The organism is Prosthecobacter vanneervenii, assembly GCF_014203095.1.
Taxonomy (GTDB): domain Bacteria; phylum Verrucomicrobiota; class Verrucomicrobiia; order Verrucomicrobiales; family Verrucomicrobiaceae; genus Prosthecobacter; species Prosthecobacter vanneervenii.
On sequence record NZ_JACHIG010000008.1, the window covers coordinates 198,682 to 213,271 of the forward strand.

Here is a 14,590-nt window from a genome sequence, read left to right on the forward strand (position 1 = left end):
CAGAGGGCCGGAAGTATTGCTAGCCTCACGGAAATTGAAACAATTCCGACCCGTAAATCACTATGGCTAAGAAACCTGCTCCCAAGAAGGCACCGGCTAAAAAGCCTGCTGCTTCCTCCAAATCAGCCATAGCGACTAAGAAACCGAAAGCTGCTCCTCCAGCAAAGAAGCCTGCCAAGCCAGCGCCCAAAGCGGCACCGGCAAAAAAAGCCGCCCCCGTGAAACCTGCGCCAACTCCTGCCCCTGTGCTAAAACCCGTCTTTGAAGCACCGGCGCCCAAGCCAGCGGTAGTTCCTGTAGCAGCAGCCAAGCCTGCTGCGGTCAAAGCACCTGCACCCGGAGCCACGGCGCTCACCATCGCCGCTCAGGCCTCTGCGGGTGCCGCAGCCAATGGCAACACGCATCCGGCCAACATCCTCGTGCTGGTCAGCAGCGGTGGATGGCCGGTGACGGATCTGACGAAGGACCACTTTACGCTGATGGAGTACTTTGAAGTGCCAGGCCAGCAGGCCCCTTTCAGCAACAACATCACCTCTTTCCGCAATGCGGGCACGGGTGCCTACCTGCTGCAGGTGAAGCCGATCAATGGCGCTCCCTGGCGCAGCGGCCACCACCTGGCCCAGATCCTCATCTCCTCTGCGGATGACCGTCAGGGACAGGGAGCGGTGAAGCTGATCATCCGCTGATTATTCAGACTGCTCTTTCTTTATCGACAGCTCATGCGGCTCCGCTAGCATGCGCGGCATGAATCGCCGCACCTTCCTCGCGCAGTCTCTCGCCGCCACCGCCGCAGCATCGCTCTCCCGCGCTGCCACGGGATCCAAACTAGCCATCGGCCTCGACCACTTTGCCGTACGCGCCACGGGATGGAAGGCGGGCCAGTTTATCGACTATGCTGCGTCTCTGAAGCTGGACACGATGTTCATCTCGGAGCTGCCTATCTTTGAGAACTTTGAAGAAGGGTATCTTAAAGGTCTCAAAGAACAGGCAGACCGCGCCGGGATCAAACTCTACGTGGGCACCGGCTGCGTCTGCAACACCTCCAACCGCTGGAAGGACACCTACGGCACGGCGGAGGAGCACCTGAGCCTGACCATCCGCATCGCCAAGACGCTGGGCTCTCCGGTGGCGCGCTGCTATCTTGGCGATCAAAAAGACCGTTCGGGTGATGGTGGCATCCAGAGACACATTGAATCACTGGTCAAAACCATCAAAGCCTGCCAGTCCAAGGCTGAAGGAGAGGGCATCAAGATCGCCGTGGAAAACCACGCGGGAGATATGCAGTCTCATGAACTGAAGGCGCTGATCGAGGCAGCAGGAAAAGGCTATGTGGGAGCCAACATCGACCCCGGCAACGCGGTCTGGGCTTTGGAGGAACCACTGATGCATCTCGAAGTGCTCGGGCCTCTCACGATCTGCAGCAGCGTGCGTGACAGCATGCTGTGGGAAGATGAAAATGGAGCGGTGGTGCAGTGGACCGCCGTGGGTGATGGCATCGTGGATTTCAAAGCCTATGCCAAACGCTTTGCAGAACTGGCTCCAGGCGTGCCGCTGCAGGTGGAAACGATCTCGGGATTTGCCCGGCCCTTCGCGTGGAAGAAAGACGAGTTCTGGAAGATCTTCCCCAACCACCGCGACACGCCGATGTTTAAAGCCTGGCTGGACATGGCCAAGCGCGGCCACAAGATCGACAGCTTCAAAGCTCCCGAAGGTCCCAGTAAAAAGGATGCTGAGATCGCCTACCAGAAGGGCGAAGCCGAGCGCAGCTTTGCCTGGCTGCGTGCTAATGCGTAGATCGTTTCTTCTGAGGAAGAATATCCGCCTGATCTAGCGAGCACAGTGGCTCCTATTTCGAGGCGGGCTCATTCCATTCTACACCGAAGGATTCATCCGTGAGCGTTTTGAGAAACGCCACGAGAGCGGCCTTGTCCTCGACCGTGAGGCCGAGGCCTTGGTTGCGCAGGTGTTTGGCCAGATTGGGGTCCAGCGTTGAGCTTGCTCTCACACCGTGATCGTAATGCTCAATGACCTCCTCCAGTGTGGAGAAGCGGCCATCATGCATGTAGGGTGCGGTGCGCGCCACATTACGCAAACTGGGCACCATGAAGCGGCCGCGGTCCGTTGGCTTGCCACTCACTTGAGCCAGGCCTTCGTCCTGTATGCCCGCATCGTCATCGAGGCCGTTGTTGAGAAACTGGCTGTTGCTGAACTGAGCACCGCCGTGGCAGTGAAAGCAGTCGCCGCCCTTGATTCCATGACCTGGATCGCTCTCGGTAAAGAAGAGGGTGAAACCGTGCTTTTCCTGCTCTGTGAGTGTAGCTTTGCCGGAGACCATGCGATCCATTTTTGAGTCTGCGGAGATAAGGGTGAGCAAGTACTGCTCCATGGCGCGTGCCATGCGGTCTGGCGTGATTTCATCGCTGCCAAATGCCCGCTGGAACATTGGCTTGAGATCATCGATCTTTGTCAGCACGTGGTCGAGTGTCTCGTGCATTTCTGCGGGGTCCTGAATAGGACGGAGGGTCTGATCTCTCAGAGTTGGGGCGCGACCATCCCAGAAGAAGGAGGATTTCCACGCGAGATTGAAAAGCGGCATGGCATTGCGCTTCCCTAACTGGCCCTCCGCACCGAGACTGAAGCGGCGTGGATCGCTGAATGCAGCCTTGGTATCGTGGCAGCTGGCGCAGGACTGGGTGTTGTTGATGGAAAGCCGCACATCGTGAAACAAGCGGTCGCCGAGGCTGACACCTGCCACGGTGAGCGGATTGTCCGCCGGAAAATTCACCGCCGGGAAATGAGGCGGTATCTTGGCGGCGATCAACGGGGGCTTCCAACTGGCATCCGCTGCAGGTCTTTGTTTCGGCGAGAGATCAGGCTCCAGACGCACGATGCCGAAGGCGCGTACGGCATTGTCCGCGATGCGTTCCGCCAGACCGCCATCTTCGCCGGAGTGCGTGGAGTCGGCCTTGCTGATCTCGATGGCATGCGCTCCGGAGAAGAAGCGGTCCGCATGCAGGCTGAGCGTGAGCAGCTGGTCATTGCGCAGGTCCATTGCCAGCGGCACCTCCACCGTGGCGCGGCATTTCTGCCCGGCCAGATGATAGGAGTAGCCACCGAGCTTTTCATCTGGCTGGCGATAGCGCCCCTCAATGGCGAGAAAGATGTACTGCCCACGCCAGCTCCAGTGCAGTTGATTGACCTCCGGGTTCAACGGGTGACCCGCAGGCCACGAGGCGGCATCTTGGTGGTCGGCCGCGTCATCCAGCCCCAAGTCAAACCTCAGTGCGCGGTACACCGCAGGGGGGATGCCATCGAGCACGAAAGACAGCTTCTGCCTTCCTACATCCACCGTTGCCACCCAGTTCTTCGCGCCGATCCATCCGCCATCCTCCCGCTGCAGCTCTGCATGCGAAAGCAGCATTGCGATGCGAGACACAGAGATTACTTCTCCAGTCGCATTTTTTAAACCGGCTGCATCAAGCACGAGCGGCTTCCCTTCCCAGCGCGGCTCAATGCGTACCGTGAGCTGCGACGCCGCTAAAGCCGGCTGCCTCAAGCCAAAGACAAGAAGCAGAAACACTAGGACATGCACGGGCAGGCGTAGCCTCATGCGGCAAAATACCGGCGGAGAGATGCGTGGCAAACGCGCGCGCATGATTTTGTCTCCTTCCTGGAACCCACGGCCGCTTCGCCGACCCGCAGCGCCCAAAGTCTTTTCTCCTCCTGCTTGCATGCCAGCAGGGCCACGCTTATAAAAACCGGCATCAGGACCACGCGTGGATAGCTCAGTGGTAGAGCGGCTCGTTTACACTTCTTGCGAGGCCGTTTCCCTGGGGTGGACAGGATTGGACAAATGCCCATTTCACTAGGGAAAGTGTCTTTTGGCGGAAGGCTCAAAAAGACAGGTTTTCTGTCGTCGGGGGCAACATTGGGGGTAACAGAACTCCGCACTTTTTCCAGCGGAGTGCGGCGTGAGAGATTCGAACTCCCGACCAACTGCGTGTAAAGCAGCCGCTCTACCACTGAGCTAACGCCGCTTGTTTTGAGCCGCGCAAAACTGCGGCACGTTCGCAGTCATGGCAAGAGCATAATTCGGAAGATCGCGAAGTGGCGTGACGTGGTGGAATTTGCCAGCCTAGCTTGGCAAACTCAACCCCGCCCCTTCTGCTTTGCTCGGAAGACGTGTGTTCGACACGATCTCAACGCCTTTGGCTTGTTCAACCAGCGCCGCGAAAGCTGCTTGGGTTTGCAGCTTCTTTTTTTCATCGTCGTTTAGCTCAAGTTTGGTTTCGCCATCTGGCCTTTGAGTGGTGCTTTGCACCTTCACTTCAATCGGTTTGGGCAGTGGTTTGAATGAAGACTCAAGGAACTGCCCGATCCCTTCCGGGGTTTGCATGTTGTCAGGAACGGGAACGCTCTCGGTGAGCGTCAATTTGCCATTGCCATCCATGCGCCCTTTGAAAAGCATTGTCTGGCCGTGCTCGTTGGTCAGGCTGACGATGCGGAAATCGTCTCCAGTTTCAGCGTTTACTCCCACGCGCTCCGTCAAAAACTTCTTTCGCCCTTCTGGGGTATCAAGACCGGCTAGGTGAATGGCTCCCGCTTTCAGAGCAGTGGGAGCGGACTCCTCTCTCAAAAGGTGTCTCTGGAGCATCCCCACCACAGAGTCTAACGCGTCGGCAAGCACGCTTCGTGCCCCAGAAGCCGACTGATACTCTGCACTCAGAGCGCCTGCCTGATTGACTGCGCTTACCACCGCATGTTTGTCGTATGCAGTGAGGTCGAATTTCCCGTCACCCATTTTACCCCCCTCTTCATCATTTAGCCCACTGGCAGAACATCCAGCATAGCGCACCCGCGTTAATTTTGCATTACACTGGCGCAAGCCATTGATTGGGATGCATTTTGCATCCCCTGGGCCGCTCTTGCGGCCCGTCGGGGTGGTGTGGGCGGGCAAATCCAAAAAGTATTCCGCAGAGCGAGCAAGCGAGCGGCGCGTCTGCCGGGAAAATCCGCTGCCCCTATCGGGGCAGTGCTTCCATGTGCAGGTGCAGCTTTCGGTCATTGGCCATCCGGCACGAGAGCGAAACGGCGCGGCGGTAGCTGAGGCAATGATAAACCGTTGTGCGCGGCTGGCGGTCTTGTGTCGAGATGACGGCGACACGCCACGCGGGGCGCTGCCTTCCGTTCACGGTTGCGGCCCCCTTGTGGGGGCCGGTCATTTTGACGAACGCATTCATGGGCGGGCGTCCTCCTGCGCAAGGTTCAAGATGTAGTTGGCGGCTTTCTGCGCCTGCGATGCGGCGCGGATGATCCAGCCTTTAGCGTCCTTGCTTTGCAGGGCGTTAATCCAGCCTTGCAGGTAGGCGGCGGAGTTGGTGAGTTCGTCCTCAATGATGCCAGCATGGGCATTCAGGAACGAAGCGGCCATTTCTGCTACAAGCTCTTCCTCGGCGTAGGTCTTGCGAGCGGTGTCGCCGTCGGCGCTGATGCCGCGATTCTCCAGCAAGGTCTTGCGGGCAAGGCGTGAAGCATGGCCGGTGCTGTGGGCCAGCTCATGAAAAAGCGTGGAATAATACGCCTCCTCGCCTTCAAAAAATCGCCCCTCTGGCATGTGGACGCTATCGGTTGCGGGACGGTAGCAAGGAACCGCTGCCCCCTCGCGGATGGCTGGGGCGCTCGGCATGGCTGCCACGATGGCGCGGGCGCGGTCGGTCTTATCGGAAAGGGAAAGCTCCGGCAGGTTCTCAGGCGTGGGGAACTCGATGCCCTCAATCTGCGAAGCATGAAACACGGTGTAAGCCCTCAAAAAGCGGCGTGTCTCGCCCTCGCCTTCCTCGGCATGGCTGCCCTCGTCCTGCTTGTTGTAGGTGCCATACTTCACCACAAGCGAACCTTTCTCTCCCTTGCGGACGTGTCCGCCAAGCTCCTTTGCCTGAATGAAGGTCAGGAAAAACGGGGACGTGCAACGAAGGCTGCCCAAAAGAAAGACGTTAATCCCCTGATAAGCTCTGCCGGTGGCAAAGTTGCGAGGAAACCCAACCTTTGAAAAGTATGGCGATTTCCACGGGATGACCCCGGCTTGTAGTTGGTCGATGATGCGGTCTGTAACCTGTGTGTAGATGTCTGATTTCATGATGATTTCTCCTGTTTCGGTTTTGCGAAAAGCACTCACGCGCGCGCAAAACATGAGTGCCAAAAGCCGGAGGAACGGGCGGGCAGTCACAGGGAGGCTCCAAAGGAGGGTGCCCTTTAGGGACAGCCTTTGGATGCCCTTGACGGACCGAACGTCTGGAGGCATCAGAGCCGCCTGATTATGAGGGCGGCGTTACTTCACGCGGCCTAGCGTGGACTTTGCTGGCACGGAGGCGGTTTCAGCGCAGTCGCAGTGAAACGGAGCGAAGCTGAGGACGCCTTGGTGCGCTTAAAGGGTGGAACTGGCAGGGTTCATGAAGAAGACGCGGGTCGGCCCATGCCGACGAAAAGCGGCGTTTCGTGAATGGTGCCAGGCGGCAGGATAAAACCACCTGCGCAGCATGGCGGGATTGGGAAAGCGCAGCGGCCAATACCCGCCTTGCTGCCTGATCGGTGGACGGGGAGCAAGCTGGCCTTGGGGACGGATGCGCCGCGAGTGACGAAGGAGGGAAAGCGGGCGCAGTCACGCCGCAAGGCTTCGGCCAAAAGGTGGGCTTGCTCGCGGCGGGTGGTGCGGAGCTGAGGGCGTTACGGGACACCTCCCGTTAGAATGGGTAGCGCCGCACGCAGTAGGCGCGAGGGAAAGGCTTTTCCCGCCCTCTCTCACTCCACGTTGTATTCATCATCAGGAATGTGCGCCACCTCCGTAACGTAGTATTCGAGACGATTCACAAATCGGCAGCCGTTAACGATAACTGCATCGCCAGAATCAGGGCAGTCAACCAGCGTCCAGATTTTATTGGGGGCCTGCGTCTTGAGGAATTCCCAATCGTCATGCGTATCGAAGGCAATGTGGTCAGTGCCGGGTTTGGTGATGGGCTTGAACTGGTCGAACCATACGCCGTAATCGAGCTGAATGAACGTCATGGGCCTACTCTCCCTTCGCTTTAGTTTTGAGAGCTTCGGCAGCCTCCAGCCACTCTTGCCCAAGTATCTCTACGTCTGGGTCGTTCAATGCCCATTCGAGCACATGCAGCAGTTCCAGTTCTAGTTGAGTCAATTGCATGATTCGTCTCCTTTTCAGTGTTGAGGCTGCGCCTATCGCGGCCTGATGGCCTAGCCAGAAAGGCCCCATGAGGCGGGACGGAGTGAACCGATCACAGCGGAGAATTGGGGGAGACCTTCAGGGGGAACCTATTGTCCGCTTGAACGGACTGACGGGGACTTTAGCGATGCCATAAACAGGCACGATTGCGCAGGCGTCGGCAGAGGAGACGCACATGCTGTTGCATTTGAACGTGCTGGGCAGTGAGCTTGAAGCGCAGCGGAGAGAGAAGCTGCCGGGCAACCACTTCGGGAGGCATGGGAAGCAAGCTGGCCGTTGGAACGGTAAAGCCGCAGGCCCGTCCAGCGGTGGGCTTGCTCGCGGCGGGTGGCGCGGAGCCGAGGGCGTTACGGGACACTTCCCGTTGGAATGGGTAGCGCCGCACGCAGTAGGCGCGAGGGAAAGGCTTTTCCCACTAAACGCAGGGATTTGAAAACAAGAACCCCCGCCCGGTGGATACCGGGCGGGGGTATGCCGAGCTAATACTCGCTCGGCAACATCATCACGTTGTTCGTGAAGTAGAGAGAGATTTCATCCAGTGGGAAATCGGTGAATTCGATTTCCTTGGAGAAGACGATTCGGCCATTGCCATCGTCGCAGGCCAGTGTGGCGGCGTGGTCAGCATTGACCTTCAGACGCCACGTCTGGAACTCTTCGGCGGTGACGGCTGGGATGGATTGAGCGAAAGCGATCTCATCAACCAGCCAGTAGGCACCGCCTGCCTCTGCGACATGCTGAACACCATCGGTGTAAAGCACGTTGCGTGCGAGGCCGTGGCGATACCACTGGTCGGTTCCGGTGAATTGGCGAAGATCGGCTTTGCTGAGTGTTTTCTGTGTCATGTTTGGCTCCTTGTTTATTGATTGCCCCATTGCGGGACAGCGGTTCAAGGAGCTGGGGTCATGAGGCTGGCGGTCATGCCCCGAACACGGGAGCGCAGCGAATGGAGCGGGCACGGGGTTGACGGCCAGACGGCCCCAGCCAAAACCGCGCCCCAGGCCGCAAGGGCAAAAACAAGGAGCCGCACAGAAAGCACGGAGCCGAACCAGAGCGTCAACGGACCGACGCAGAGAGCCACTGAGGGCGTTACGGGACACCTCCCGTAATGGGTAGCGCCCCACGCAGTAGGCGCGAGGGAAAGGCTTTTCCCGAATGAGTTATGTATCGAGCATGTCCCATTCGTCACCTAGCGCCCATCGAAGTGCAGAGAGCTTTCCGTTAATCATTCCCCACTCAAAGTCATCCCAAGGCCCGAGATTTTCCAAGCCATATTTCTTCTCAACTTTCCGCGCAGATTTCTTCGCGCCCTCCCATATGTCTCGCTGAATAGTTGTCTCCCGTGGGTCTCTAGCCGGGTAGGCTTCTTTGGCGACAATTTTAATCAAGCCACATTCAATCTTCTCTCTGCGAATTTGGTGACGATTATACCAAACCTTGTCGATTAGCTCTTCAATAGAATCAAGGATTTCGCTCAATTGCCTTGGCTCTTCGGTCCACTCGTGCTCCATCATCAAATCTGACACCATCACAGGTTGCACACGTTTCAACGCCTCGGTGAGCTTGATGAAGTATAAGGATTTAATTTTGCTGAAGTAGTTGGAGAAGTCGGGGTGTGGCAATCGATGGTCAGCGTTGGGATGGCTGAAGTCTTTGGTGTTGTGTGTCACGAAGGCAAAACGCAAGCCCCTATTGGCAGCGGAAAGCATGTCCCCGTATATCTCCATCAGCATCGCATCCGCCATGCTGTTGCGTTGTGTGTGAAATGGAGCCTTTTTGGCAAGCGCCCGTTCGGCAGCTCGCAGCTTCACGGCGTCTGACACTCCCACCATCTCGGCAGCATCAAATAGCTTCTCTAAGCGTCCAATCGACTCAATGGCGCTTTCCCCCATGCTGGGCAGCCTGAAATCGAGGTCGCTGAGCTGTTCTAAAACGATTCGCTTCGTTTTGCCGCCACCAAGTAGCTCAACTGCTTGCTTAGCTCTCTTGAGGGTGCTTGACAGGCTACGCTGGCTGTCCTCCACAATGCGAGCCTTATTACGGGTGAATTCATCACGAACGATGGTCGGCACAATCAGTGTAACCTGCTTTTGCCGGACCAGCTCCTCCAAAACGCCAATAGTAGCCTGCTGCTGGTGGTCCTTTGCCATGTCAAGCCAGACACAGGTATCAATTAGCAGTTTGAACATATGAACTTCCTTAATGTGGAGTGGACACCAGTTGCGAGAGCGTCCGAATGTCAGGTGCGGAGATCTTCAATAAACTCTGACGCAGGCGATATGCCCGTAATTAAAAGCTGGTCGCGAGCGCGGGTGCAGGCGACGTAAAGAAGGTGCCGCTCTGTGTTGTAAACCTCTTCAAGGTCGGCGTCATCGGAAATGGACTCGATGCGTTCCTGCAACGGCAGAACCTCATCGTCGCAGGCCATGACGGCCACTGCCCGGAACTCAAGCCCTTTGGCAAGGTGCATGGTGCAAATGGACGCAAAGCCGCTGGTTGTCTCCACTTGTTCATCAAGCGTCTTGAAGGGAATTCCTGCTTTTTGAACCGCCTCGCGGGCACGTTCCAATTGGGCCTCGGAGCGAACGAAAATGCCGAATTCGTGAGGGGCAATCCCCTCGTCCTTGCGAGCGGTGAGCCAATCGGCAACAGCCACTATTTCCTCTTCTTCGGTCTTCAGGATGCGGATGTCAGGCGGTGGACCGTTGAAAACTGACACCGTTTCATCCCTTTGCTCCTTGTTCCCGTCCACGTCGCTAATCTCAGGACCAAGCAAGCGGTCGGCCTGGGTGCGGATTTGATGCGAGGTTCTGTAGTTGATTCGCAGGTTGCGAGAGCGTCCTCGAATATCCACGCCAAGAGCGAGCCACGAAAAAGGCTGCTGGAAAATCCGCTGCCCAAGATCGCCAGCGAAGAAAAGAGCATCGGGGCGTTTAGCTCCGATGGCTGCAAGAAACCGCAGATGTGCGATGCCGATGTCCTGGGCCTCGTCCACTACGGCAAAGTCAAAGGGTGGGTTCTTGTCTTTGTGAATGGCTGCTGCCAGTTTCGTAAACATCTCTGAGACAGTGACCAGCTTGCGGGCAGCAAGCTGGGAACGGACATTCTCGAAGATTTGCCAGAGAAGCGCCCGTTGCGCTTCCGGCAAACGTGTCTTGCGGCCAAGCCGGACAACATCCCGATAAGACTCCCATGTGTTGAGCTGCCATGCGTCAACGATCTGCTCCCATTCGGATAAAAGGAACTGGCTGCTGAACTTGTGGCCGGCAACGGCTTTGGACGCTTCGGCGATGATTTTCAGAATATCCGAGCGCGAGGCAATGTTTGCCGTTCCGAAGTGCGCTTTGTAAAGGCGGCTGCCAATCGCCTCGATGGAGTGGACTTCTAGCCGCTCCGCAAGGCGAGGCTCGTTGCTGATAAGCCTGCGCAGCTTTGAGCGAAGCGAGTTCGCCAAGATGTGCGAGAACGTCGTGAGCAGCACCCTGGCGTTGGGATTGTTGCGAGCCAGAAACACGGCGCGATGAACGGCAACGATGGTTTTGCCTGTTCCGGCAGAACCAGACACACGGGCTGGGCCGCTGTAATTGCGCTCGACTGAATGCCGCTGGTCGGGGTGAAGGAAGACAGACCACTTGTCCCAAGGGAATTCGAGCGCCCTTTCCAACTCTTCGACGTTGGACATCACGCGGAAACGGCGCTGTGCGTCTGGATGCTCGAACGGATTTGCCGTGACAGGAGCGGTCTGCGGAATGCGAGGTTTCCCACCTGTGGCGAGTTCCAGCAATGCCTCTGCTGCCTCCGTGGGCAAACGGTCGGACAAGAGCAGCAATGTGTCCTCGTCCGCTTGGCGAACATCTGCGAGCCATTCGCTGGGCACGCCGTAGGACAGCAGTTCATCATCCGAGCATTGCGCGAAGAGCTGCCTTTTGCGGGGCTTAGGCTCTGGCAGTTCTTGCTGGACGTAGGTAGGGACGAAAATCTCGTGAACCGTCTCGCGGATTTCCACCAACTGAGCAGCACCGGTCTTGGGGTGCGTCTCCAGCTTGCGCCGTTCCGCCCAATCATACGCTTTGTCGTGGTGGTCAACGTAACACAAGAGCAAGTTGGCGTCGCTCTTGTGGACAATCAGGCGGATGTCGCGATTAACGCGCACCGACCAGAAATTCTTGTCCCTCGCCTTGTCGAGCTTGTGGAAGCTCATGCCGGGATTAGCCGGGTTGATCTGCAAGTCGAACGCCGTCGTCTTCACGGCCTTCTGCTCGTCGCCGGTGAGACGAGCAAGGCTGTCGGTAAATGTGTCTGCAATGCGGAATTCTGTGCCAGTGCTTTTCAAGAGAGTGTCCTCTTCACCAGGATGGTATTTTGAAGAGGCGACCTTGATCGCTCTCATCGTGTAATGTTAGGATGATTTCGTTCTGGCTGAAAACAGCGCCATCTTCAGCGGCACGCGCAGGCAAGTCAGAGTCGATCAACGTAATAACTGGCTGGACGTTTAGGTCGGCATATTTGCGGAGCACTGTGAGCAAGTTTTCCTTCTTGCGATCATCCAGCGATTCAAACACGCCATCGTGGTAAACAAAGCCGGGGAACTTTTCAGCAACATGGGCACGCAAGATTGCCAAATCGAAAGCCACGCAAAGCAGTTTACGGTAAGTGTGCCCCAAGTCAGCGCTAGTCGAATTGCCAGATTCATCAAGAATTTCGGCTTGGAATTCCAAATGCCCAGCCTGGTTCAATGCAACGCTAAGCAAAGCCTTTCTGTTTATTACATCCTCGACAATCTCACTGAAGTATAAGCGAATGAGTGAGAAGAGGCTCTTTTCATCTGCATTCTGCTTGTTGGTATCCTCTTCGATCTTTGCTTGGAGTTGAGTTTTCGCTTCTTTGAGAGCGCGAATCTCTGTGCGGAGTTCCTGCAACCTATGAAGTGAATCCTTCTGACGTTCCAGCGAAGTAATGTCAGCTCTCAGCGTCACCAGCTCGTCAGACACGCGCTTGTATTTATCGAATACATCGGTGGTGCTCAGAAACGAAAGTGCATCGGATCGCTTCTTGCCGAGGGATGTTAATTCGGCGTTTATTTGCTTTAGGGCACCCTCAATTTCGGTGAGTTCTTCACGCAAGTAAACGCCACGCTCTTCGGTTATAGCCTTGTTGAATTCAATAAGCTGCTGAAAGTCTTTTTTTATCTGTCCTTGAAACAATATGCCTGCTTCTTCAAACAAGCGCTTGGCTTCTTCAGGACTGAACAAGACTTGCTCCTCCTCCAGAGATGCGACAATCTTCTTCTTATTCTGATTCAATGAATATCGCTGCGAATTCAAATCAGCGATAGTGGCATCGAAATCGTTAACCAATTGTTTGGTCTTTTCTTTGTCTTGTGAGCGAAAGTCAAAAGCAGTCAAAAGCGCAGTCTTCTTTTCGGCCTCCTGCTTTTTCAGAAGCAGTATCCCTTCAATCTTGCTGATGTCCTCAGCAGACCCCCCCAATTCTTTTTTAATTACGTCGGCGTCACTCTCCTTTTTTGAAAGCTCCTCCTCTTTCTGGTAGTGCTGCTCTAACAGTTCTCCGTCAAAGCCCAAAATGTGAGCAAGGAAAGGTTTCCATTGAGAATGTCGGGAGGCGAATTTTCGCAGATGAAATACTTCACGGAAATCATCCTGGGAACGGAGAAGGTATCCAAGGATTTTGCGAAATGCCCAAGGTTTAAGCGTTCGCCAATCGAGAAGCCCGTCGAGTAGTTCCTTGGAGCGATCAAAGGGAACATTGCAGTGATCCCAACTTGAATCAGGTAACTCAGAGAAGTCTTGGTCGCTTGCCGAGTGTCGCTTGAAGCTAATCTGCGACGCCGCTTCGACCCCTCTCCGAACCGTGACAAACGATCCCGCCTCCAATTCAATCTCCAGATAGAAGACAAAATCCTTGAAAATCTCTTCGTGTTTGAACAAAAAAAACTTCGGATCACGTCCTGATAAAAAGCAGAAATCAAGCAGACGCCCCAAGGTGGTTTTGCCAAGATTGTGCGTATCTTTGTTTCGATTTTCTGGCAAACGAATCTCAGCCATAACCACGTTCAAGCCTGAAACGAAATTCACGGGCGTGAAGCTATCGGGCTTGTTTGTGTAAAGTTTAGACAGCTTCATTTGAAGGTCCCGTAAATTCTATTGCGTCAGTTTTTGGAAGGTAGTTAATGCGTCCCATTAAAAAGAGAAAATTCAGCGCAGGGAGAAACAAGACATCCCCTCCAGCTACGCTTTTCTTTGCGAATGAGCGCAGTTTTTCATACTCCTCGACCCGACGAGCCTTGAGATGAACGAGCATCAGAAGTGCGACGTTAATCACCGTGCGATCTGGATGGGAATGTTTACTTGGTCTCAGCATCGCCGACCTCCCCAATGTCACAGTTCCAATACATATAGAACAGCACCACCCGCGTCAATCGCTTGTGCCCATGCTGTCTCAAGACCGCATCTCTGCCAAAGAGTAAGTCCACAAGATATTCCATCACTTCGTCAAAAGTTTGATAATCCTTGCGTTTTGCGATGATTTTCAACTGGAACTCATCGACCACAGATTCATACATTTGAAGTAGCTTGTCGTTCTCAGGGGCCGCCAAGAATGTTCTGATCTGTGCCGTCTCCTTGAGATACCTTTTGCGCTGCGCCTCCGCATATTCTGGGGTCATGTTGTTCAGCGCGTTCTTCTTGTCGTATGAAATTCGCGGCGCTGGTGGATCGTCCAAAATCTTGCTCAATTCCTCTCTCTGAAGAGCAATAGCCTGAACAACTTCGGCCAAATCATCTGGACTCACTATGAGGGGGGAGTCGATTGGGTCGAGGCTCGCCAGTTTTGCTGCTTCTGGAAAAAGTTTCAGCCATTTCTCCAGTTGCTCAATATCGCACAAATAGATGGATGCCTCTGGAATGCCGCACTCTTTTGAAATGTGAGCACGAATGACGCTCTCTGTGTTGCCGCCAAGACGACGGTTTGCAAAAAGCATGTAGTGGTCCAGTTGCTTGCCGTCTCGAAGCGTCTTAATCCGACCGATCTCTTCACCAATCACGTTCTGGTTGCTTTCCGCATTGAAGAAATCTGATTCCGAAAAACGGCGATTGTAGCCATTCGTATGCTTTGCCTGAATGATGGTGGTGCCGACCCAAGGTGCAGCCTTGCTCGGATGCAGTTCAGCGGTTCCCACAAATTTGGCGTCTCGTCCACCGTCTGGCCCCTCTGCGAATCCTTGCACCGAAATTCCGAGCAACTTTTGGCATAAGAAAACCACGAGGTCCTCAAATTGCTTATCGCTCAAATCTTCGTATGCGTATTTCATCAGGTGTTCGTCTCTGGGTCGTT

13 protein-coding genes and 1 tRNA gene are annotated in these 14,590 nt (G+C 55.4%); 2 read left to right on the forward strand and 12 right to left on the reverse strand.

Annotated elements, in window-relative coordinates; translation table 11 throughout:
- Positions 1–62: 62 nt before the first annotated feature.
- Both HNQ65_RS18200 and HNQ65_RS18205 read left to right on the forward strand, forming a co-directional pair.
- Entirely contained in the window at positions 63–686 is a 624-nt protein-coding gene (locus tag HNQ65_RS18200) for a hypothetical protein (protein ID WP_184341575.1), read from the forward strand.
- A 58-nt stretch (positions 687–744) separates the two neighbouring features.
- Positions 745–1,794, forward strand: coding sequence for a sugar phosphate isomerase/epimerase family protein (locus HNQ65_RS18205; protein ID WP_184341577.1), 1,050 nt, complete (start codon positions 745–747; stop codon positions 1,792–1,794).
- A 52-nt stretch (positions 1,795–1,846) separates the two neighbouring features.
- Here HNQ65_RS18205 and HNQ65_RS27005 read toward each other — a convergent pair whose 3' ends face one another.
- The 12 genes from HNQ65_RS27005 to HNQ65_RS18260 all read right to left on the reverse strand — a co-directional run bounded on the left by HNQ65_RS27005 (position 1,847) and on the right by HNQ65_RS18260 (position 14,567).
- Positions 1,847–3,733 (reverse strand): MbnP family protein, encoded by a 1,887-nt coding sequence (locus tag HNQ65_RS27005; protein ID WP_343076570.1) that lies wholly within the window; start codon positions 3,731–3,733, stop codon positions 1,847–1,849.
- A gap of 232 nt (positions 3,734–3,965) precedes the next feature.
- Positions 3,966–4,037: transfer RNA gene (locus HNQ65_RS18215), tRNA-Val, on the reverse strand.
- Between the two features lie 98 nt (positions 4,038–4,135).
- Complete coding sequence (locus HNQ65_RS18220; protein WP_184341581.1) at positions 4,136–5,065, reverse strand: hypothetical protein; 930 nt, start codon at positions 5,063–5,065, stop codon at positions 4,136–4,138.
- A gap of 171 nt (positions 5,066–5,236) precedes the next feature.
- Positions 5,237–6,136, reverse strand: a complete 900-nt coding sequence (locus tag HNQ65_RS18225) for an ArdC family protein (RefSeq protein ID WP_184341582.1) — start codon at positions 6,134–6,136, stop codon at positions 5,237–5,239.
- Between the two features lie 662 nt (positions 6,137–6,798).
- Entirely contained in the window at positions 6,799–7,062 is a 264-nt protein-coding gene (locus HNQ65_RS18230) for a hypothetical protein (protein ID WP_184341584.1), read from the reverse strand.
- A gap of 4 nt (positions 7,063–7,066) precedes the next feature.
- On the reverse strand, positions 7,067–7,201 hold the full coding sequence (locus tag HNQ65_RS26850; RefSeq protein WP_281382121.1) for a hypothetical protein: 135 nt from the start codon (positions 7,199–7,201) through the stop codon (positions 7,067–7,069).
- Between the two features lie 518 nt (positions 7,202–7,719).
- Complete coding sequence (locus HNQ65_RS18235; RefSeq protein WP_184341586.1) at positions 7,720–8,082, reverse strand: DUF6876 family protein; 363 nt, start codon at positions 8,080–8,082, stop codon at positions 7,720–7,722.
- 315 nt (positions 8,083–8,397) lie between these two features.
- Positions 8,398–9,426: a PIN domain-containing protein gene (locus HNQ65_RS18240; protein WP_184341588.1), complete on the reverse strand. Its 1,029-nt coding sequence runs from the start codon at positions 9,424–9,426 to the stop codon at positions 8,398–8,400.
- Between the two features lie 50 nt (positions 9,427–9,476).
- Positions 9,477–11,627, reverse strand: a complete 2,151-nt coding sequence (locus HNQ65_RS18245; RefSeq protein ID WP_184341590.1) for a 3'-5' exonuclease — start codon at positions 11,625–11,627, stop codon at positions 9,477–9,479.
- Complete coding sequence (locus tag HNQ65_RS18250) at positions 11,584–13,380, reverse strand: DUF2326 domain-containing protein (RefSeq protein ID WP_184341592.1); 1,797 nt, start codon at positions 13,378–13,380, stop codon at positions 11,584–11,586. Before HNQ65_RS18250 ends, HNQ65_RS18245 begins: the two co-directional genes overlap by 44 nt.
- Entirely contained in the window at positions 13,367–13,618 is a 252-nt protein-coding gene (locus tag HNQ65_RS27010; protein ID WP_184341594.1) for an ABC-three component system middle component 8, read from the reverse strand. The genes HNQ65_RS18250 and HNQ65_RS27010 overlap by 14 nt, the downstream gene beginning before the upstream one ends.
- Positions 13,602–14,567, reverse strand: a complete 966-nt coding sequence (locus HNQ65_RS18260; RefSeq protein WP_184341596.1) for an ABC-three component system protein — start codon at positions 14,565–14,567, stop codon at positions 13,602–13,604. Before HNQ65_RS18260 ends, HNQ65_RS27010 begins: the two co-directional genes overlap by 17 nt.
- Positions 14,568–14,590 lie beyond the last annotated feature (23 nt).

Coding starts and splice junctions, on each gene's coding strand:
- HNQ65_RS18200 (WP_184341575.1), top strand. CDS start 63: ATGGCTAAGAAACCTGCTCCCAAGAAGGCACCGGCTAAAAAGCCTGCT.
- HNQ65_RS18205 (WP_184341577.1), top strand. CDS start 745: ATGAATCGCCGCACCTTCCTCGCGCAGTCTCTCGCCGCCACCGCCGCA.
- HNQ65_RS27005 (WP_343076570.1), bottom strand. CDS start 3,733: ATGCAAGCAGGAGGAGAAAAGACTTTGGGCGCTGCGGGTCGGCGAAGC.
- HNQ65_RS18220 (WP_184341581.1), bottom strand. CDS start 5,065: ATGACCGAAAGCTGCACCTGCACATGGAAGCACTGCCCCGATAGGGGC.
- HNQ65_RS18225 (WP_184341582.1), bottom strand. CDS start 6,136: ATGAAATCAGACATCTACACACAGGTTACAGACCGCATCATCGACCAA.
- HNQ65_RS18230 (WP_184341584.1), bottom strand. CDS start 7,062: ATGACGTTCATTCAGCTCGATTACGGCGTATGGTTCGACCAGTTCAAG.
- HNQ65_RS26850 (WP_281382121.1), bottom strand. CDS start 7,201: ATGCAATTGACTCAACTAGAACTGGAACTGCTGCATGTGCTCGAATGG.
- HNQ65_RS18235 (WP_184341586.1), bottom strand. CDS start 8,082: ATGACACAGAAAACACTCAGCAAAGCCGATCTTCGCCAATTCACCGGA.
- HNQ65_RS18240 (WP_184341588.1), bottom strand. CDS start 9,426: ATGTTCAAACTGCTAATTGATACCTGTGTCTGGCTTGACATGGCAAAG.
- HNQ65_RS18245 (WP_184341590.1), bottom strand. CDS start 11,627: ATGAGAGCGATCAAGGTCGCCTCTTCAAAATACCATCCTGGTGAAGAG.
- HNQ65_RS18250 (WP_184341592.1), bottom strand. CDS start 13,380: ATGAAGCTGTCTAAACTTTACACAAACAAGCCCGATAGCTTCACGCCC.
- HNQ65_RS27010 (WP_184341594.1), bottom strand. CDS start 13,618: ATGCTGAGACCAAGTAAACATTCCCATCCAGATCGCACGGTGATTAAC.
- HNQ65_RS18260 (WP_184341596.1), bottom strand. CDS start 14,567: ATGAAATACGCATACGAAGATTTGAGCGATAAGCAATTTGAGGACCTC.